The following is an 18,714-nucleotide window of genomic DNA, read 5'->3' as shown; positions in this document are numbered from 1 at the left end:
GCCCGACCCCCGTTCCGACGTCGAGCACCGCGCGGCCCAGCCCCACCCGACACCGGGGAGCCCGACCCTCCGTATCGACATCCAGCACCACACAGCCCAGCTCTCACGCCGACACCGGGCACCATGCGGCCCGGCCCAGCCCCGCCCGGCCCCGCCTCAGGCCGACAGCTCCTGGCGCAACGCGTCCCTCAACCGCTCCGCCCTCTCGGTGACCGACGCCGGGCCCAGTGACACGGCCCGGTCCGCCCAGCGCTGCCCTTCCGCCAGCTCACCCCGACGCGCGTAGACCAGGGCAAGCCGCAACGCGGCCCGCCCGTGCCCCGCGTCAGCCGCCCGTGTCCACCAGACCGCCGCCTCCGGCTCGCTCCCCTCCCGGGCCAGCAGCAGCCCGAGATTGAACGCCCCGTTGCGGGACCCGGCCTCGGCAGCCTCCCGGTACCATCGAGCCGCCTCGACGACATCGCCCCGGGCCGCCGCCAGCATGCCGACCCGGACCTGCGCCCGTCGATGCCCCTGGGAGGCCGCCCGCTCGTACCACTCCTCACACTCACTCCGCCGGTGCACGGGCTCCCCGAGCTCGTGCGCGGGCTCCGGTGGCCGACGCGCGTCGAGCACGGTCGCCAGCCGGTACGCGGCCTCGGCGCTCCCGCCCCCGGCCGCACACCGCAGGTGCCGCTCGGCCTCCTGCTCGTCGCCGCCCCGCAGCCTCGCCATACCGACCTGGAGCGCCGCCTCGGTGTGCCCGGCCGCGGCGGCACGCTCGTACCAGCGCAGCGCGGCCCGCTCCTCGCCCCGTCCGGCATGCAGGATGCCGAGGTTGAAGGCGGCGTCCACGCTCCCGGCCTCCGCGGCCTTGGAGAACCAGGGCTCCGCGCCCGTCTCGTCACCGGCCCGCAGCAACAGGATCGCCAGCGCGTTCGCGGCCTCCCGGTGCCCGGCGTAGGCCGCGCGCCGGTACCACTGCTCGGCCTGCGGGGTGCGCCCCTGCTCGGCGCAGAGCAGGCCGAGGTTGTACGCGCCGTTGACGTCGCCCGCGTCCATCGCGGCCCGGTACCAGCGCTCGGCGGTCTGGGTCTCGCCCCGCTCGGCGTGCAGCGCGCCCAGCGCGTTCGCCGCGTTGCCGTCACCGTCCTGGGCGGCCCGCAGCCACCAGACGGCGGCGTTCTCGGTGTCGCCCGCGTCCCGCAGCAGGAAGCCCAGCGCGCAGGCGGCCCGTGCCTCGCCGTCCTTGGCGGAGGTCAGGTACCAGCGCCCGGCCTCCTTGAGCTCGCCGCGCCTCTCCAGGATCGTCCCGAGGTGCAGCGCGGCCCGCCGGTGGCCGCGCGCGGCGGCCTGCCGGTACCACTGCTCGGCCCCGTCGGCCCCGTCGGCCCCCTGGACACCGTTGTCGCCGTCGGCCTCCCGCGTCGCCTTCCGGTCCAGGGCCCGTGCCAGCCGGTAGGCCGCCTCCCGGTGCCCGCGCTCGGCCGCGACCCGCATCCACTGCTCGGCCGCGGCGTCCCCGCGGTGCTCCAGCAGATCGGCGAGCGCGTACGCGCCCAGGGTGTGGCCCTGCTCGGCGGACTGGCGCAGCCAGTACTCGGCGGCGGGCTCGTCGCCCCGCTCGCGGTGGTGCCGGCCGAGGGCGTGCGCGGCCGCCGTGGATCCGGCGACGGCGGCGATCCGCCACCATCCGGCGGCCTCGTCGGCGTACCCCCGCTGGTGCAGGAGGACTCCCAGATTGTTGGCGGCCGCCCGGTCGCCCGCAGCTGTGGCGGCACGCAGATGAGGCTCGGCACCGTCGAGATCACCGCGGCGCAGCAACATGGCCCCGAGGACACTCATCGCCTCGACGTCGCCGGCCTCCGCTGCGAGCCGCTGACGCAGCTCCTCGGCCGCCTCGTCGGCGATCTCCCCGGTCTCGTCCGGGGTCTCGGTGTCCTCCCGGCTGGAAGGCTGCACAAAACGCCCTGTCTCGAACAGAGTTGCCTTGTCCCCCATAACGTCCATCGTCGCACCACCTGCAACCTGGGTACACCTCGTATACCGCAGCCAGTGAGGTCACTTCAGCGTTTTGTCGACATGCCCACAGAGAGACAAGTCAAACACAGATTGCCCAACTCCCCCCGGCGGCACGGCCACAGCCTGCGCCAGCACATGCGTTCACACACATCACGAAGGCCCGGATTCCTGTGTGGAATCCGGGCCTTCGGTGTCACTCTGTCGCTCGGACATCGCGACTTCAGTAGCGGGGACAGGATTTGAACCTGCGACCTCTGGGTTATGAGCCCAGCGAGCTACCGAGCTGCTCCACCCCGCGCCGTTGTGTTCACAACCGTATCACGGCGCGGGATGGGCATTTGACCAGGCCAGAGCCCTAACTGCTCGGCTTGGGACTCGGACTGCCGCTCGGGCTGCCGCTCGGCTTGTCGCCGGGCTTGCTCTCGCCGCCCCCGGCGCCGCCCGCCCGGCTCGCCTCGGCCTGCGCGTCCTCGGCCCGCTGCAGGGCGTCCTCGAGGTCCTTCTGCGCCCGGCCGTAGGCCTCCCAGTCGTTCTTCTTCAGTGCCTCCTGGCCCTCGTCGAACGCCTTCTGGGCGTCCTCCAGGGCCGCTTGCACCGAGGGGTTCTCGGACGTCGGCGGTGGCGTGTCGCCCGTGTCCGGCGGCTCGGGGGCCGGGTCGTCCGCTCCGAAGATCTTGTTGAGGGCCTCGTCGAGGGTGTTCTCGAAGGCGGTCTCGCCTCCGTAGGTGACCAAAACCTTGCGCAGCAGCGGGTACTTCAGTCCGCCACCGCGCACGTAGACCGGCTCCACGTACAGCAGTCCTCCGTCGAGCGGCACCGTCAGCAGGTTGCCGTACTCGACCTCGGAGTCACCGCCTCTCAGGAGCCTGATCGACTCGGCGATGTCCTCTTGGGAGTTGAACTGGCTCTGGACCTGCTTGGGACCGTTGACCGTGGTGTTGGTCGGCAGTTTCAGGATTCTGATCTTGCCGTAGTCACTGGTGCCCGCCTCGGCGTCGACCGCCATGAACGCGCTCAGGTTGTCCCGGCCGTTGGGCGTGAAGGTCGTCGTCAGCGAGAACGCCTGTGCCTTCTGGTCGGGCATCCTCATGCTCAGGTAGTACGGCGGCACCGCGCTGCCCGACCGGTTCGTCGGGTCGTCCGGCACCTGCCAGACCTCGCTGCCGCTGAGGAACGTCGTCGCGTCCTTCACGTGGTAGCGGGTGAGCAGTTCCCGCTGGACCTTGAACAGGTCCTGGGGGTAGCGCAGATGATCCATCAGCGACTTGGAGATCTCGCTCTTGGGTTCCACCGTATCCGGGAAGGCCTTCATCCAGGTCTTCAGGACGGGGTCCTTGGTGTCCCACTGGAAGAGCTTGACCTGGCCGGTGTACGCGTCGACGGTCGCCTTCACCGAGTTGCGGATGTAGTTGACCTGGTTCTGCTGGGCCACCACCGCTCGGCTGTCGTTGGTGGCGGTCAGCGAGTCGGCCGTGGTGTCGCCGAGCGTCGTACGCGAGGAGTACGGGTAGCCGTTCGTCGTCGTGTACGCGTCGACGATCCACTGGATCCGGCCGTCCACGACCGCCGGGTAGGCGTCGCCGTCGATGGTCAGCCAGGGGGCGACCGCCTCGACGCGCTCCTTGGGCGTGCGGTTGTACAGGATCCGCGAACCGTCGCCGATGGCTCCGGAGTACAGGATCTGCGGCTCGCCGAACGCCACGGCGTACGCCGCCCGGTTCATCGAGTTGGAGAGGTTGACCCCGCTGTCGCCCTTGTAGCTGGTGGTCTTCTCGCCGTTGTCGTCGGAGTAGTCGATCTCCTTCTGGGGACCGCCGACGATCGAGTACGTCTCGGTCTTCTCGCCGTAGTAGATCCGCTGCTCGTACGTGCCGAGGTCGCCCTCGGAGGGCAGATCGGACTCCGTGAAGTTCGGCCGGCCCTGGGCGTCGGCGCTGGTGCCCTCCGCGGCGACCACTCCGAACCCGTGGGTGTACCGGAAGTGGTTGTTGATCCAGTTCTTCTTCGGGATGCCCGCGAGGTTGATCTCACGCAGGCCGATGACCGTGTCCTGGTCCTTGCCGTCCTTGGTGTAGCGGTCGACGTCCAGGTTGTTCGGGAACGCGTAGTAGTTCCTGATCTGCTGGAGCTGCTGGAACGTCGGCGAGACGATGTTCGGGTCCATGATCCGGATGCTCGCCGTGGAATCGACGTCGTCGCGGAGCTGGCTCTTGTCCTCGGTCTTCCTCGTGCCCGAGTAGTCGGTGACCTGGGTGCCGTCGATGCCGTACGCCTGGCGCGTGGCCTCGAGGTTCTTCTCGACGTACGGCGCTTCCTTGGCCTGCTCGTTCGGCTGGACCTGGAACTTCTGCACGATCGCCGGGTAGAGGCCGCCGATGAGAATCGCGGAGAGCACCATCAGGCCGAAGCCGATCACGGGCAGCTGCCAGGTGCGCCGCCACAGGGTGGCGAAGAACAGCAGCGCGCAGATGACGGCGATGCAGAACAGGATCGTCTTGGCCGGCAGGTAGGCGTTGGCGTCGACGTACCTCAGGCCCGTCCAGTTGTCGGTCGCCCTGAAGTCGCTGGACTTCACCGCGAGCCCGTACCGGTCGAGCCAGTACGCGACCGCCTTCAGCGCCACGAAGACGCCGATGAGCACCGACAGGTGCCCGGTGGCCGCGGCCGTGGCCCGCGCGCCGGGGCTGGTGACGCGCAGACCGCCGTACAGGTAGTGCGTCAGCGCGGCGGCGATCACGGACAGGATCGCAGCGGCGAAGCCGAAGCCGAGCAGGAACCGGTACCAGGGCAGGTCGAAGGCGTAGAAGGCGACGTCCAGTTTGAACTGGGGGTCCTTCTGGCCGAAGGGCACGCCGTTGACCCACATCAGCCAGGTGCGCCACTGGCCGGACGCGGAGGCGCCGGCGATGAGGCCCACCAGGGCGGTGATCCCGAGCAGCAGCCACTTCTTGTAGGGCGCGATGCTCATCCGGTAGCGGTCGAGGTTCTGCTGCTCCATCGACATGGCGCTCAGCGGCGGACGCAGCCGGTGCGCCAGCCAGATGTTGAAGCCGACGGCCAGGGCCATCAGCAGGCCGAAGACGAAGAAGAGCCCGATCTTGGTCCACAGGGTGGTGGTGAAGACCGAGGAGTAGTTCACCGACCGGTACCAGAGCCAGTCCGTCCAAAAGCCCGCGAACATGGTGAACGCCATGCCGAGAACGGCCAGGACGCCCAGCGTCATGAGCAGGGTCCGGACACGCCGGGACGGGCGGCCCACTCTCATCCGCGGCCCTGTCGGGCCTCCGCCGCGGTCCGGCATCTGGAAAGCCAAGGTGCGCACCTCGAAGTTCGCTGTTGATTCGTCAGGCCCGCGTCTTCACGGGCCGTGCGTGGCCCGCGTGATCGTGGGCCCCCACCTATGCAACTTACTCACCGTTTACTCGGTTCCCGATATCGGCCGGGAACGAGGCAGGATTGTGACCATGTCCAACACTCCCATGGCTGCGAACCCGCTCACCCGGGCCGTTCTCGAGATCGACGAGTACGTCTCCGGCCTCGGCTGGGACCAGTCAGCCCGCCTTTTCGCCCTCGTCGACACCGCACGGCTTCGGGCCGAACAGCCCTCCCTCGCGGACCGGCTCGGCCTGGGTGACGAGCCGGAGAAATCCGGCCTCACCCCGATCGAGCAGGACGAAGTTCCAACGGGCAAGCCGCTCGATGAGTTCCTCGCCACCATCGCCTGGCCCGACGCGGTGGTCGGCTGCGCCCTCGCCGTGGAGCGCCTGATGCTGCCGCCGTCCGCGGAGGCGCAGGTTCCGAAGGGCCTGAGCGAGGCCGCGCTCACGAAGTGGGTGGCGGATCACCCCGACCGACAGGAGGTCCGCATGACGGTCGGGGTCCTGCGCGACGGCACACGTGAGTCGGCCCTGCGGCTGCGCGAGAAGGACTCCCCCACCGAGGTCCTGACCGGTTCCGACCTGGTCCCGGGGCTGGCGGAGGCACTGGCGGCGACGTTCGAGGAATAGCCCGAGACGCCGGGAGGGTCCGGTCGGCCGGGCCCCGGGTCCCGAATCTCGGGTCCTTGGATTCCTGGGACTGGTGGGACGACTGGGACTACTTACCGCACGTCGGCAGATCCGCGGTGTCGCCGCTGCGGATGTCCTTGAGCGCGCCGAGGGCGTCCTGGATGGTTCCCACCTTGACGAGGGTGAGGCCGTCGGGGGTGTCCTCGGCGGCGGTCGCGCAGTTGTCGGTGGGCGTGAGGAAGTACCGCGCGCCCTTGGCCCGCGCACCCACGGTCTTCATCTCGATGCCGCCGATCGGCCCGACCTGGCCGGCGTCGTCGATCGTGCCGGTGCCCGCCACGAATCTGCCGCCGGTCAGGCTGCCCGGGGTGAGCTTGTCGTAGATGCCGAGCGCGAACATCAGCCCGGCGCTCGGCCCGCCGACATCGGCCAGCTTGATGTCGATGGTGAACGGGAACGTGTGGTCGGTCCCCGCCGAGATCCCCACGATGGCACGCTTCTCGCCGTCGTCGTCCGACGTCGTGGTGGTCATCGTGATGACCTCTGTCCTGGTCGGCGTCCGCTTCTCCTTCTCCGCGGCGGCCTGCTCCTTGGCCGGCACGATCGTGAAGCGGACCTTCTGGCCCGGCTTGTGCTCGGTGACGAGCTTCGCGACGTCGGCCGGCGCCTTCACCGTCGTACCGTCGACGGCCTTGATCACGTCCCCCGCGTGCAGCTTGCCCTCGGCCGGGGACCCCTTGACGACCGTCGAGACGATCACCCAGGACTTCACCGGAACGTCCAACTCCTTCAGGGCGGCGACCTTGGCGCTCTCCTGGGACTGGCTGAACTCCTCGGCGTTCTCCTGGGTGGACTGCTCTTCGGTCTTGCCGTCCGGGTAGAGCGTCTCGTGCGGCACGACCTTGTTGTCGTGCGCGAGCCAGCCGTAGACGGCTTCCACCAGGTTCATCCGATAGTCGGCGCTCGTGACCCGGACCGTGGTCATGTTCAGGTGGCCACTGGTCGGGTACGTCTTCTTCCCCGCGATCTGCAGTACCGGCTCACCGTCGTGATCGCCCAGCGTGTTCACCGTCGGCCCCGGGGACATCTCCGCATAGGGCACGGGGATGAACACTCCCGCGCACAGGAGCGCGATCAGCATCAGGGTGGAGGCGAGCATCGTCGCGGTGCGGCGTGGCATGACTCGACATTACGGGACGGTCCTGTCAGCGCACCGTCAGGGCCGCCCGTCCGGGCGGCCCTGTGCTCTCAACCGTCGGTGACCTGCTGTTCCTCGGCCGTCAGCCGCCCGGCCGGGGCTTCTCCATGGCCTCCCGGAAGCGGGCGTACCCGGTGAGCTCCGGGCCGTCGTTGCGTACCTTGCGGGTCCGGTTCGCCCAACTTCCCCAGAGCCCCGCGCCGATGGCAGCCACAAGCGGAATCAGCAACCAGGCGAGCGCCGCCATGCCGACCTCCAACCCCTTTGAGCGTCCGCAACTGACTGATCAGCAGATTAACCATCCGCAGTGACAACGCTCACGCCAGGGGTGCGGTTACGCAACCGGAAGGCGGCTTGGCGGATCAGCAGGCGCCAACCCGCCCTCCCGTCACCCGGCCGCCACCCCTCAACGACAGCGCTACGCGCCGACCCGCCCTCCCGTCACCCGGCCGCCCCCCCCTCAACGACAGCGCTACGCGCCGACCCATTCATTGGTGCCGTCGGAGAACTTCTGGTGCTTCCAGATGGGCACCTCGTGCTTGAGGTCGTCGATCAGCTTCCGGCAGGCCTCGAAGGCCTCCCCGCGATGCGGGCAGGAGACGGCGACGACCACGGCGAGGTCCCCGACCCGGAGGTCCCCGACGCGGTGCACGGCGGCCAGGGCCCGCACCGGGAACTCGGCGGCGACCTTCTCGGCGATCCGCCGCATCTCCGCCTCGGCACCGGGGTGGCAGGAATACCCCAGCTCCTCGACGTCTGCGCCACCGTCGTGGTTCCGCACGGTGCCCACGAAGAGCGCGGTACCGCCGGCCGCGTCGTCCCCGACCGCCCGGAAGACCTCGTCCAGCGAGAGGGCCGTGTCCCGGATCCCGATCAGCTTGATCGGGTCCTGCGCGGCCTGCTCGCCGGGGTGATCATTCGTGGTTGCCATGCCTCCATCGTGCCGCACGCGACCGACAGCGCGGAATAGAGCTATCGACCGGCACGCGCGCGTACGCCTTTGGACTCTCCTCCAGGGACCCTCTCAGATCCGCCGCCGGGCCTTCCGCGCCCGCCGTACCACCGCCGCCGCGCCCAGCAGCGCCACCGTCGCACCCGCGGCGCCCGCGGCCGTGGCGTCCTTTCGGCCCAGCCGCCGCCCGGCGACCGTGTGCCGCCCGGAGACCTCCTCCAGCAGCTCCGCCAGCACCTCCTCGTTGGTGTACCGCGGCCGCCACCCGGCGTCGTGCAGCCGGCTGCCGCTCACCACCCAGGGGTACATCGTGTACGCCAGATCTCCGGCCGGGGACGGCGTCAGCCCGATCCGGTGCAGTCGCGCCGCCGCGCCGAGCGCGACCGCCGACGGCAGCTCCATCCGCCGGATGCCGCTGAGCTCCTCGACCTCTTCCTGCTCCAGCCAGCCGTCGCACCCGACGGTCAGTTCTCCGTCGACCTTCTCCAGGACGGCGTACTCCAGCGCGCTGCACAGGTCCTCCATGTGGCAGAACTGCCACGCGGGCCGCGACCCGGCGACGACGAGCAGCCGGGGAGACTCGAAGTACCTGGTCAGCGCGGTGTCGGTGCCGCCCACCAGCACGGCCGGCCGTACCACGGTGACATTGAGCCCGGGATGCGCCCGGGGCGCGCGCCGCGCCAGCCGTTCGATCTCCAGCAGGTCGCCCACGCCCGTCGCCTCCGCCGTGGCCCGCAGCTCGGCGTCCTCGGACAGCGGCAGCTCGTTGTCCGGGAGCGCCCCGTAGACCATCGCCGAGGTGCACAGCACGACCCGGTGCACTCCGGCCGCCGCGGCCGCCGTCAGGACGGTCTGCGTCCCCCGTACGTTGTAGGCCGTTCGGGCGGCGGCGTCGGTTTCCAGATCGAGATCCAGTGCCAGGTGCACCACCACGTCGGCGCCACGCAACTTCTCCGCGATGGCCGGATCCCGTACGTCCAGGATGTGCCACTGGGCCGCCGCGCACTCGCCGCGCCTCTCGTCGATGGCCACGACCTGCTTGACCTCGTCGGATGCCGCGAGCTGCTCCGTGAGCAGGGCTCCTACGCCGTACGCGGCGCCGGTCACGGCGACGACGGGTCCACGCGCCGCGGAGCTCGCGGAACTGGTTGACTGGTTTCGCGCTGCGCGAACCTGCGGATCTGGGGAACTCACCGGGCGTCTCCAGCGGTTGTCTTCAGTACGAGCGCGTCCGACGCGTGCGTACCAGGTGGCATCCATCCTGCCGCAGGCCGTCAGTCGGCGAAGCACCGAGGCCCGATCCGCCCCAGGTGTCTACGCTGGGTGGTGTTGTCGGGCAGCCGTGCCGCCGGAAAGAACCGGCGGCCCTACCAGCCGAGGAATCCCGTGAGTGACACCCCATTCGGATTCGGCCTTCCGCCGGAGGAGCCGGACGACGGCGACGAGGGCAAGAAGAAGGACCAGCAGAGCGGTGGTGGTCAGGGACCGGCCAACCCGTTCGGTTTCGGCGGCCTGCCCGGAGCCGGAGGCTTCGGCGCAGGCCCCGGCGGCCCCGGTGCGGACAATCCGTTCGCAGCCATGTTCGGGTCGCTGAACCCCACCGACCTGGGCGCCGCGTTCCAGCAGCTCGGCCAGATGCTTTCCTACGAGGGCGGCCCGGTGAACTGGGACATGGCCAAGCAGATCGCCCGCCAGACGGTCTCCCAGGGCAGCCCTGACGGCACCAAGGACGCCAGCGTCGGCCCCGCCGACCGCAAGGCCGTCGAGGAAGCCGTCCGCCTGGCCGACCTGTGGCTCGACGATGCCACCTCCCTGCCGTCCGGCGCCGCCTCGGCGGTCGCCTGGAGCCGCGCGGAGTGGGTCGAGGCCACCCTGCCCGCCTGGAAGGAGCTCGTCGACCCGGTCGCCGAGCGCGTGGGCACCGCCATGGGCGACGTCCTGCCGGAGGAGATGCAGGCCATGGCCGGCCCGCTGATCGGCATGATGCGCTCGATGGGCGGCGCCATGTTCGGCACGCAGATCGGGCAGGCCGTCGGCGTGCTCGCCGGTGAGGTCGTCGGCTCGTCCGACATCGGCCTCCCGCTCGCCCCGGCCGGGAAGGCCGCCCTGCTGCCGGTGAACATCGAGACGTTCGGCAAGGACCTGAGCGTCGCCCAAGAGGAGGTGCGGCTGTATCTCGCCCTGCGCGAGGCCGCCCACCAGCGTCTGTTCGCGCATGTGCCCTGGCTTCGCTCGCATCTGTTCGGCGCGGTCGACGGCTACGCCCGCGGGATCAAGGTCGACACGGCCAAGCTGGAGGACGTGGTCGGGCAGTTCGACCCGCAGAACCCGGAGCAGTTGCAGGAGGCCCTCCAGCAGGGCATGTTCCAGCCGGAGGACACGCCCGAGCAGAAGGCGGCCCTGGCCCGTCTGGAGACGGCTCTGGCGCTCGTGGAGGGCTGGGTGGACGCGGTGGTCCACGCCGCCGCGAAGCCGCGCCTGGCATCCGCCGACGCCCTGCGCGAGACGCTGCGCCGCCGCCGCGCCTCGGGCGGTCCGGCCGAGCAGACGTTCGCCACGCTGATCGGCCTGGAGCTGCGCCCGCGCCGTCTGCGGGACGCCTCCCGTCTGTGGGCCTCGCTCACGGACGCGCGCGGTGTCGACGGCCGGGACGCCCTGTGGCACCACCCGGACATGCTGCCGACGGCGACCGATCTGGACGACCCGGACGGCTTCGTGCACCGCGAGCAGATCGACTTCTCCGAGCTGGACAAGATGCTCGGCGAGGCGGCGGACAAGCCCGACCTCAAGAAGAAGGACGAGGGCGAGGACGAGAACAAGGGCGACGGCGCCGGGTGAGCCTGTACGACGACGCGGTCCTCGTGCTGAAGGGGTACGAGGACCAGACAGTGCTGCGCCAGGCCTATCTGGACCACTTGGCGCGGCACCCGGACGGTCTGTGGAAGGCCTGCCACGCGGGTCACCTCACGGCGAGCGCCCTGGTGATCGACCCCGAGGGCGGCCGGGTGCTGCTCACCCTGCACAAGAAGCTCCGGATGTGGCTCCAGACGGGCGGCCACTGCGAGCAGGGCGACGCGTCCCTGGCGGGGGCGGCCCTGCGTGAGGCGACGGAGGAGTCCGGTGTCCTGGGGCTCTCCGTGCTGCCCGGCGGCCCGGTGCGCCTGGACCGGCATCCGATCCCGCCGCCGTGCCACTGCCACTTCGACGTGCAGTACGCCGTCCTGGCGCCGCCGGGCGCCGCGCACGCGATCAGCGACGAGTCCCTGGACGTGCGCTGGTTCGGCTACGACGAGGTTCCGAAGGTGGCGGACGCTTCGGTCGTCCGGCTGCTGGAGGCGACGCGTGCGAGGCTCGCGCTCTGACCACATGTAAGGGGCGGTCGCACGAGCGGCCGCCCCTTACATGTGGTCCCGACCGTGGGGTGCGCGCCCCGTCTGGGGCGCGGGAAACCGCGCGTGTCGGCCCGGACGGCCGGCAGCCCGAGGCGGGACGGACAGCCCCCGATCGGCCGAACCCGCGGAGCGCTCAGCTCCAGGCGTTGCCCTGGTTCTGCCCGTGTGCTCCCTGCTGGCCCATGCCGTACTGCGCGGCGAGGCCCGAACCGGTCTGGGCGTTCTGCGGCGGCAGCAGTTCACTCGGCTGGACGAGTGCGAAGCCGGTGCCCATGAAGCTCAGCTCCCAGCCCTCACCGGTGCTGCCACGCCGCCGCCACACCCCGGAGGAGTGCGTCTGGGCCTGCATCTGCACCCGTAGGCCCGTGGACCAGGCGACGATCGCGTCGGCGTCGCAGTTGACGTACTTGTCGGGCGTCACCTGCAACAGCAGCGGCATCCCGGAGGTCATCAGGGCGACTTTGCCCCGGCCGGAGATGTTGAGCTGGTACTTCCCGGAGCCGGAGATGCCGTACAGGCTGTCCACGGCGATGACCTCGTGGTGCAGTGAGGAGTCCATCGCCAGCACATAGCTGCTGTCGACGGTGAGGCCGTCCTGGTCCACGTCCATGACGTGGACGTGCTGCTTGAGGTTGGCGAGGTAGACCGTGCCCTGCCCGTGGCAGCGCATCAGGTCGAGACCCTCCCCGGTCTGCGCACGCGCGCGTGACTGCTGGTTGCTCTGGTACTCGGCGTCGAACTCGACGAGGCCCTGGTAGGCGACCATGGTGCCCTTGCGGGCCAGGATGTCGTCGTGGCTCTCCAGGGTGACGCGCAGCATCTGCTTGTTCTGCAGGCTCCAGCGTTCCTGGGTCTGCTGCTCGTTGTAGGCGAAAATCGGGCTCTGCATGGTGTGTGGCTCCCCCTCAGCCCCGGAACCGGAGGCGGTCGGTACTGTCCTCGCTGGGCTGGACGACGACGATGCCCTGACCGGAGAAGGCCATCTGGTAGGCCTCGCCGCTGCCGCGGCCGATCAGCGACTGGGCCCGGAAACTGCGCTTGCCCTTCACCTTGAGGTTCGGTGACCAGGCGACGAGCGCGTCGGGGTCGACGTAGGTCTCGTCCTCGCCGCCTCCGCAGTCGACGACGATGGGCTTGCCCCGGGACGTCAGCGCGACCCAGCCCTGCCCGGAGATCTTGGTGTTCCACAGGCCCTGGCCGGCGAACTTCGCCAGGCCTTTGACCCGCTCCACGCCCCACGTCAGATGGGCGTCGAAGGCGAGCAGGTTGGTGGCATTGACGGAGATGCCGTCGCCGTTGAGGTTGATGACGACGACGTTCGCCCCGTAGTCGGCGAGGTAGAGCAGGCCGTCGCCGGAGCACTTCATCAGGGGCGCGCCCTCACCGGTGAGCCAGTCCTTGGCGATCTGGCGCACGGCCGGCGGGTTGGGCTCGTACTGCACGAACCCTTCGTAGGCGACCATCGATCCCACGCGCGCGAGGAGGTCGTTCCCGGTCTGCATGGCGACCTTCAGCATGTGATTGCCGTGGTTCTCCATGCGGGCGGTGACGGGTGCGGGGGCGTGGCCCGCGAGCTGCTGTGTCATGACGGGCTCCCTCAGACCTCGTACGGCTGGACGACGATGAAGTTCCCGGGCGCTCCCCGGAACTGCAGGTTGACGCTCTCCCCCGTGTCACCGGGGTAGGCGTTGCGGCGCATCCGCACCTGGCTGGAGACGACGACCTGGGCGGCGGCCGACCAGGCGACCACGGCGTTGCAGTCGGCGAAGGTGGTCGGCGTGACGGGCAGCACCACGGGTGTGCCGTGCGTCTTCACGACGATGGTGCCCGTGCCCTGGAACTGCATGGTGAACAGCGCGCCGCCGGGGATGCCGTGGCCCTCGAGGCGGCGGACCTCGTAGGTGAGGCTCTCATCGAACGCGAGGACGTTCTCGGCGGAGACGCAGACGGCGTCGCCCTGCAGCTCCACGGGGTGCAGCATGGACGAGTTCTCGGCGAGGAACACCTGCCCCTGGCCCGTGCAGCGCATCAGCTGCATCTCCTGTCCGGTCGCGTTGCCCACGATCCGGCCGGCGAACCCGGCGCCCTTGTAGCTGAAGTCGACCTTGCCCTGGTAGAGCACCATGCTGCCCTGCCGGGCCAGCACGGGCTGTCCGCCGATGCCGAGGTCCACGCGGACGAGCTTCTTGTTCTGCTGCGTCCAGCGCTGCCCCGTGGGGGTCTCCTTGAACTGCTGGAGCGCGGCGGACACACCGGCGCCCTGGGGGGCGCCCTGCGGAATGCCCTGCGGAGCTCCGTAGGGAGCCTGCCCGAAAGGCGGCTGCTGACCGTAGCCGGGGGGCGGGGGGTGCTGACCGTAGCCGGGGGGCGGGGCGGGGGCCTGGGGTGCCTGTGGCATGTGGGGTGCCTGGGGCTGACCGTAGCCGGGGGGCGGCGGGGCCGTCTGGCCGGGGACCTGGCCGTACGGCGGCTGCTGGCCCGGCTGGCCGTACGGCGCGGGCGCCGGGGCCGGGGGCGGCACCGGCGAACCTCCGGGCGGGGTGTGCAAGGGCGCGACGATGGTCGGGGCGGCGTGCACCTGGGGCGCGGGCGCCGGAGCCGGAGGCGGAGTGGGCCCGGGCGGGGGCGCGAAGCCCTGGGCCGGCTGGGGGGCGGGAGTCGCTGCCGGTGCGGCGGCGGATTCCGGGGTTCCGGGGACGCCGAACGCGGGCGGGGCGAAGCCGGGGGCAGCACCGGTCTGCGGCTGCTGCGGCGCGGGCGTCTCCTCCTCGGCGACCTCGCCGCCGAAGTTCTTCAGCAGCGCGTCCAGGCCTCCGTCGAAGCCCTGCCCGACGGCGGCGAACCGCCAGACGTCCTTGAGGTAGAAGTCGCCCAGCATCACGGCCCGTTCGGTGGAGAACTCCGAACCGGTGAACGAGTAGCGCGCCACCTCCTGGCCGCCCGCGACGATGCGGATGTAGCCGGAGGCGATCTGCGACATCTGCCCGGCACCGTCGATCGTCGCCGTGAAGGACAGTTTCCGGATCTGCGGCGGGATGCGGTCGAGCGTCACCCGGAAGGACTCCGTGTCGCCCGCTTGGGCGCCCAGGAGCTGAAGGGACTCCTCAGGGGACTTCGGCTGGTTGAAGAAGACGAAGTACCGCTCGTCCGAGAGCCGTTCATCGGCGTCGAGGCCGAAGCAGCTGATGTCGAAGCTCAGCCCGGGGCCCGCGATCTGTACACCTACGTACAGATCCGTGCCCGGGGTGAGGTCACTGATCCTGGCCTTGTGGCCGCGTTGGAATTCCCTGGCCATGCGTAACGACCGTCCCCCATCCAGAACGTGAGTGCGTCGCGCCAGGCTAACGGCAAACTCGGACACCGGACGAGGTCGGTACAGAGCCGGTACACAACGCCCACTCGGTCGTATCCGCTGTTCGCTCGCGGAAAGCGGTCGGTCACCCCGGGGGACTCTCACCTCGCGCGCCGGGTACGTGGGGCAACCTCTCGGCCGCGACGACTCCTTCGAGGTAGCCGCGGGCTCGCTCCGTGCGCGGATAGGCCTCCAGCAGTGCCCAGAAGCGAGGTCCGTGTCCGGGTACGAGCAAATGGGCGAGTTCGTGGACGAGGACGTAGTCGACGACGTACTCGGGCATGCCCTGCAGGCGGTGCGACAGGCGGATGCTGCCTTCGGAGGGGGTGCACGAGCCCCAGCGCGTGTTCTGGTTGGTCACCCAGCGCACCGAAGCCGGCCTGGCCCGTCCGTCGAAGTACTGGTCCGACAGGTGCCGGGCCCGCTCGGCCAGCTCCGCGTCGCCCAGGGCCCGCTTGCTCTCCTGGGCGGCGAGCTTGTCGAGCATGACGTGCACCCAGCGCTGCTCCTCCGCCTCGGACATCCGGGCGGGGATGAGCACCACGGTGCGATCGCCCTCGCGGTACGCGGAGACCGTTCTGCGTCGGCGGGCGCTCCTGCGGACCTCGATCGCGCTCGCCACCGAGCCGCTCGGCGGCTGGCTCGTCGTGCTGCGCGGTGGCTTTCCGGCGCGGTGCAGTGGGTCGGCGGGCACGCCCCGACGTTACCCGCTGCACACGGGGAAGTCCCGGCTCCGGGACGGTTCGGTCCCGTCGGCCACCACCGGGCGCCGGGTTTGTACGACGAACGTCCGGGCCTGTGGACAACTTTCGGCAGCCGACGGCGGGTTTGGGCATGCTGGATCTCGTCGGCGAAGCGATCGCGGGGCCGGCCCGGGACCAGGGGCCGCCTTGCGCTGGTGACCGCCCGCTCACGGGCTGCGCCTGCGACCGGCCTTGGCGCGGCCGGCCGGGGCTGCGACTCGCTCCACCTACATACAGGGACGATCTATGACATACGGGGGCCTGTCATGCATCCGATGGTGAAACCTGCGCTGAGGTGCGGGTGGCGCGACCTCAACACCGTGCAGTTCGGGATGACTCCGGCGCACGCGATGACGCTCGGTCCGATGGACCTGGCGACGGGCAGTTTTCTCGACCTCCTGAACGGCACGCGAGGGCTGGAGCTGCTGCGCGAGGAGGGACGCCGCATGGATCTGCCCGACGGTCATGTCGACGGGCTGGTGCGCAGGCTCGCGCGAGCCGGGCTCCTGGACGACGCCCGGGGAGGCGGGCCGGCCGCTGACTCCCTGCGGAAGAAGAAGGAGGTCCTCGACCGGCTGCGACCCGATCTGGCTTCCCTCTCGTTGACGACCTCGGCTCCCGGCGACGCGATGGGACAACTGGCCGCCCGGCGTTCACAGCGCGTGCAGGTGCGCGGCGCGGGTCGGGTGGGCGCCGTGCTGGCCTCGCTCCTGGCGGGGGCCGGTGTGGGCGGGGTGGACGTGCTCGACGGTGGCCGTGTGGAGCCGTGGGACGTCGGGCCGGGCGGACACCCCGCGGAAGCGATCGGCGACCGCAGGGACGAGTCGGCCCGCCGTGCCGTGCGCCGGGCGGCCCCGGACCGGCCGCAGCGTCGCACGCCGCAGGCATCCCCGGAGGAAGGCGAACCGGGGTTCTCGCTGGTGATCCTCGCCCCGCGGGACGATGTCGCCGTGCACGCGCCCGACCCGGCCGACGCCGAGCCGTTGATGACCTCCGGGACACCCCATCTGTACGCCGGTGTCGTGGAGGGCACCGGCGTGGTCGGTCCTCTCGTCCTGCCCGGGGAGACGAGCTGCGCGGGATGTCTGCACGAGGGCCGCGCCCAGCGGGACCCGACCTGGCCGCGCCTGGTCGCCCAGTGGCGTTCCGGCAGGCAGCGGCAGGTGCACCCGTGCGATCTGACGCTGGCCACGACCGTCGCCGGACTGGCGGCCGCCCACGCGCTCGCCTTCCTGGACGGCCGGATCCCCTCCAGCGCAGGGGCACGCTGGGAGGTCTCCGTCCCTGGTCTCCACTGGCATGCGCGGCCGATCTGGGCACATCCGGCATGCCCGTGTGCGGCGGCGGAGAGGGGAAAAGGGGAGCACCCCTCCGAGGACGGGGCGTCGCACGAGACAATGGCGATGCAACGGCCGTCGGAGCAGTGCCGTGAGGCAGAGGCGGAGCGGCCGGCTGGGACTTGGAGGGCGCATGTCTGATCTTCCCCGGAAGGCGGTTACCCGGACCGCCAAACTCGCCGCGCTCCCGCTCGGCATCGCCGGGCGGGCGACCTGGGGATTGGGCAAGCGAATCGTCGGTGAATCCGCCGAGCTCGTGGGCCGCGAACTCCAGCAGCGCACGGCGGAGCAGCTGTTCAAGGTGCTCGGCGAGCTCAAGGGCGGCGCGATGAAGTTCGGCCAGGCCCTGTCCGTCTTCGAGTCCGCGCTCCCCGAGGAGGTGGCCGGCCCCTACCGGGCCGCGCTGACCAAGCTCCAGGAGGCGGCACCGCCCATGCCGACCCGGACCGTGCACGCGGTGCTCGAAGAGCGGCTCGGCGAGGGCTGGCACGAGCTGTTCCTGGAGTTCGAGGACAAGCCCGCCGCGGCGGCATCGATCGGCCAGGTCCACCGAGGGGTCTGGCACGACGGCCGCGAGGTGGCGGTCAAGGTGCAGTACCCGGGCGCCGGCGAGGCGCTGCTGTCGGACCTGAACCAGCTGAGCCGCTTCTCGCGCCTGCTCGGTCCGCTGATCCCCGGCATGGACATCAAACCGCTGATCGCGGAGCTGAAGGACCGCGTCTCGGAAGAGCTGGACTACGGCCTGGAGGCCCAGGCCCAGCAGGCCCACGCGCAGGAGTTCACCGACGATCCGGACGTGGTCGTGCCACTGGTGGTCCACCAGTCCGACCAGGTTCTGGTCACCGAGTGGATGGACGGCATCCCGCTGTCGGAGATCATCTCGGACGGTACCCAGGAGCAGCGCGACCGTGCCGGTCAGCTCCTGGCCCGCTTCCTGTTCTCCGGCCCCGCCCGCACGGGCCTGCTGCACGCCGACCCCCACCCGGGCAACTTCCGGCTTCTGCCCGGCGGCCCGGAGGGTGAGGACGACTGGCGGCTGGGCGTTCTGGACTTCGGCACGGTCGACCGTCTTCCGGGCGGCCTGCCGGTCACCATCGGCGAGTCCCTGCGGATGACCCTCGACGGGCAGGCCGAGGCGGTCTACGAGCTGCTGTGCGCGGAAGGATTCGTCAGGGAGACCATAGAGCTGAACCCGGACGCGGTGATGGACTACCTGCTGCCGATCATCGAGCCGGCGCAGGTCGAGGAGTTCACCTTCACCCGGGGCTGGATGCGCAGCCAGGCGGCCCGGGTCGCCGACCCCCGCTCCCCCGCCTACCAGCTCGGCAAACAACTCAACCTGCCCCCGTCCTATCTGCTGATCCACCGGGTGACGCTGAGCACGATCGGCGTGCTGTGTCAGCTGGGGGCGACGGTGCGGCTGCGCGAGGAGTTGGAGGGGTGGCTGCCGGGGTTCGTCCCGGAGGATCCGGCGGACGGCGAGGAGGCAGCGGAGGCGTAAGTCCCGGCCTCCTGAGTCCCGGCCGCGAGTCTCACCACCAGTCAGACGCCACACCCCGGGGCATCGGACTCGACGCCCCGGCTCGGCGGCCCAGCACACCGGCCTCGGTGTGCGCTCCATTCCGGCTCGCCGGCACCGTGCGTTCCTGGTCCTCAACGCACTGTGGGGGCCGGTCCGTTCGGCACGGACCGGCCCCCACGTCGCATACTCGGCCCCCTGGGTGGGAGGCCC

15 protein-coding genes and 1 tRNA gene are annotated in these 18,714 nt (G+C 70.7%); 5 read left to right on the top strand and 11 right to left on the bottom strand.

Annotated elements, in window-relative coordinates:
• Positions 1 to 156 precede the first annotated feature (156 nt).
• From QNO09_RS19565 to QNO09_RS19555, 3 genes are all read right to left on the bottom strand, one after another.
• Positions 157 to 1,989 carry a tetratricopeptide repeat protein gene (locus tag QNO09_RS19565; protein ID WP_283971493.1) on the bottom strand — a complete coding sequence of 611 codons (1,833 nt, stop codon included), beginning with the start codon at positions 1,987 to 1,989 and terminating at the stop codon, positions 157 to 159.
• A gap of 236 nt (positions 1,990 to 2,225) precedes the next feature.
• Positions 2,226 to 2,299, bottom strand: a tRNA-Met gene (locus tag QNO09_RS19560).
• A gap of 57 nt (positions 2,300 to 2,356) precedes the next feature.
• Positions 2,357 to 5,302, bottom strand: coding sequence for a UPF0182 family membrane protein (locus QNO09_RS19555; RefSeq protein ID WP_283971541.1), 2,946 nt, complete (start codon positions 5,300 to 5,302; stop codon positions 2,357 to 2,359).
• A 163-nt stretch (positions 5,303 to 5,465) separates the two neighbouring features.
• Here QNO09_RS19555 and QNO09_RS19550 point away from each other — a divergent pair, with 163 nt between their 5' ends.
• Positions 5,466 to 6,008: a PPA1309 family protein gene (locus QNO09_RS19550; protein ID WP_283971492.1), complete on the top strand. Its 543-nt coding sequence runs from the start codon at positions 5,466 to 5,468 to the stop codon at positions 6,006 to 6,008.
• Between the two features lie 88 nt (positions 6,009 to 6,096).
• On the opposite strand, the gene QNO09_RS19545 is transcribed toward QNO09_RS19550, so the two are convergent.
• From QNO09_RS19545 to QNO09_RS19530, 4 genes are all read right to left on the bottom strand, one after another.
• The gene (locus QNO09_RS19545) at positions 6,097 to 7,188 is read right to left on the bottom strand and encodes a YlbL family protein (RefSeq protein ID WP_283971491.1); all 1,092 of its coding nucleotides are present in this window, start codon (positions 7,186 to 7,188) and stop codon (positions 6,097 to 6,099) included.
• A 100-nt stretch (positions 7,189 to 7,288) separates the two neighbouring features.
• Entirely contained in the window at positions 7,289 to 7,453 is a 165-nt protein-coding gene (locus QNO09_RS19540) for a hypothetical protein (RefSeq protein ID WP_283971490.1), read from the bottom strand.
• A 225-nt stretch (positions 7,454 to 7,678) separates the two neighbouring features.
• Positions 7,679 to 8,137 (bottom strand): molybdenum cofactor biosynthesis protein MoaE, encoded by a 459-nt coding sequence (locus QNO09_RS19535; protein ID WP_283971489.1) that lies wholly within the window; start codon positions 8,135 to 8,137, stop codon positions 7,679 to 7,681.
• 93 nt (positions 8,138 to 8,230) lie between these two features.
• Positions 8,231 to 9,352 (bottom strand): SDR family oxidoreductase, encoded by a 1,122-nt coding sequence (locus QNO09_RS19530; protein ID WP_283971488.1) that lies wholly within the window; start codon positions 9,350 to 9,352, stop codon positions 8,231 to 8,233.
• Between the two features lie 192 nt (positions 9,353 to 9,544).
• Between QNO09_RS19530 and QNO09_RS19525 the strand changes: the two genes are divergently transcribed.
• The gene (locus QNO09_RS19525; protein ID WP_283971487.1) at positions 9,545 to 10,996 is read left to right on the top strand and encodes a zinc-dependent metalloprotease; all 1,452 of its coding nucleotides are present in this window, start codon (positions 9,545 to 9,547) and stop codon (positions 10,994 to 10,996) included.
• Entirely contained in the window at positions 10,993 to 11,520 is a 528-nt protein-coding gene (locus QNO09_RS19520) for an NUDIX hydrolase (protein ID WP_283971486.1), read from the top strand. The genes QNO09_RS19525 and QNO09_RS19520 overlap by 4 nt, the downstream gene beginning before the upstream one ends.
• Before the next feature lie 163 nt (positions 11,521 to 11,683).
• Here QNO09_RS19520 and QNO09_RS19515 read toward each other — a convergent pair whose 3' ends face one another.
• From QNO09_RS19515 to QNO09_RS19500, 4 genes are all read right to left on the bottom strand, one after another.
• On the bottom strand, positions 11,684 to 12,439 hold the full coding sequence (locus QNO09_RS19515) for an AIM24 family protein (protein ID WP_283971485.1): 756 nt from the start codon (positions 12,437 to 12,439) through the stop codon (positions 11,684 to 11,686).
• Positions 12,440 to 12,455: 16 nt separating this feature from the next.
• Positions 12,456 to 13,136 carry an AIM24 family protein gene (locus QNO09_RS19510; RefSeq protein ID WP_234845832.1) on the bottom strand — a complete coding sequence of 227 codons (681 nt, stop codon included), beginning with the start codon at positions 13,134 to 13,136 and terminating at the stop codon, positions 12,456 to 12,458.
• 11 nt (positions 13,137 to 13,147) lie between these two features.
• Positions 13,148 to 14,845, bottom strand: coding sequence for a TerD family protein (locus QNO09_RS19505; RefSeq protein ID WP_283971484.1), 1,698 nt, complete (start codon positions 14,843 to 14,845; stop codon positions 13,148 to 13,150).
• Between the two features lie 142 nt (positions 14,846 to 14,987).
• Positions 14,988 to 15,596 (bottom strand): M48 metallopeptidase family protein, encoded by a 609-nt coding sequence (locus QNO09_RS19500; protein ID WP_283971483.1) that lies wholly within the window; start codon positions 15,594 to 15,596, stop codon positions 14,988 to 14,990.
• Positions 15,597 to 15,911: 315 nt separating this feature from the next.
• Here QNO09_RS19500 and QNO09_RS19495 point away from each other — a divergent pair, with 315 nt between their 5' ends.
• Complete coding sequence (locus tag QNO09_RS19495; RefSeq protein WP_283971482.1) at positions 15,912 to 17,123, top strand: ThiF family adenylyltransferase; 1,212 nt, start codon at positions 15,912 to 15,914, stop codon at positions 17,121 to 17,123.
• Positions 17,116 to 18,483: an ABC1 kinase family protein gene (locus QNO09_RS19490; RefSeq protein ID WP_283971481.1), complete on the top strand. Its 1,368-nt coding sequence runs from the start codon at positions 17,116 to 17,118 to the stop codon at positions 18,481 to 18,483. Before QNO09_RS19495 ends, QNO09_RS19490 begins: the two co-directional genes overlap by 8 nt.
• The last annotated feature ends 231 nt before the right edge of the window (positions 18,484 to 18,714 follow it).

Origin of the sequence: Streptomyces sp. 378, from assembly GCF_030124145.1 — a bacterium.
Classification (GTDB): domain Bacteria; phylum Actinomycetota; class Actinomycetes; order Streptomycetales; family Streptomycetaceae; genus Streptomyces.
The sequence above is the reverse complement of the archived record's forward strand: the minus strand, read 5'-3'. Positions and strand labels throughout refer to the sequence as shown.

Excerpts from the sequence above, each read along its gene's own strand:
- QNO09_RS19565 (WP_283971493.1), bottom strand. The coding sequence starts at position 1,989 with ATGGACGTTATGGGGGACAAGGCAACTCTGTTCGAGACAGGGCGTTTT.
- QNO09_RS19545 (WP_283971491.1), bottom strand. The coding sequence starts at position 7,188 with ATGCCACGCCGCACCGCGACGATGCTCGCCTCCACCCTGATGCTGATC.
- QNO09_RS19505 (WP_283971484.1), bottom strand. The coding sequence starts at position 14,845 with ATGGCCAGGGAATTCCAACGCGGCCACAAGGCCAGGATCAGTGACCTC.
- QNO09_RS19540 (WP_283971490.1), bottom strand. The coding sequence starts at position 7,453 with ATGGCGGCGCTCGCCTGGTTGCTGATTCCGCTTGTGGCTGCCATCGGC.
- QNO09_RS19535 (WP_283971489.1), bottom strand. The coding sequence starts at position 8,137 with ATGGCAACCACGAATGATCACCCCGGCGAGCAGGCCGCGCAGGACCCG.
- QNO09_RS19550 (WP_283971492.1), top strand. The coding sequence starts at position 5,466 with ATGTCCAACACTCCCATGGCTGCGAACCCGCTCACCCGGGCCGTTCTC.
- QNO09_RS19510 (WP_234845832.1), bottom strand. The coding sequence starts at position 13,136 with ATGACACAGCAGCTCGCGGGCCACGCCCCCGCACCCGTCACCGCCCGC.
- QNO09_RS19555 (WP_283971541.1), bottom strand. The coding sequence starts at position 5,302 with ATGCCGGACCGCGGCGGAGGCCCGACAGGGCCGCGGATGAGAGTGGGC.
- QNO09_RS19515 (WP_283971485.1), bottom strand. The coding sequence starts at position 12,439 with ATGCAGAGCCCGATTTTCGCCTACAACGAGCAGCAGACCCAGGAACGC.
- QNO09_RS19495 (WP_283971482.1), top strand. The coding sequence starts at position 15,912 with ATGCATCCGATGGTGAAACCTGCGCTGAGGTGCGGGTGGCGCGACCTC.
- QNO09_RS19490 (WP_283971481.1), top strand. The coding sequence starts at position 17,116 with ATGTCTGATCTTCCCCGGAAGGCGGTTACCCGGACCGCCAAACTCGCC.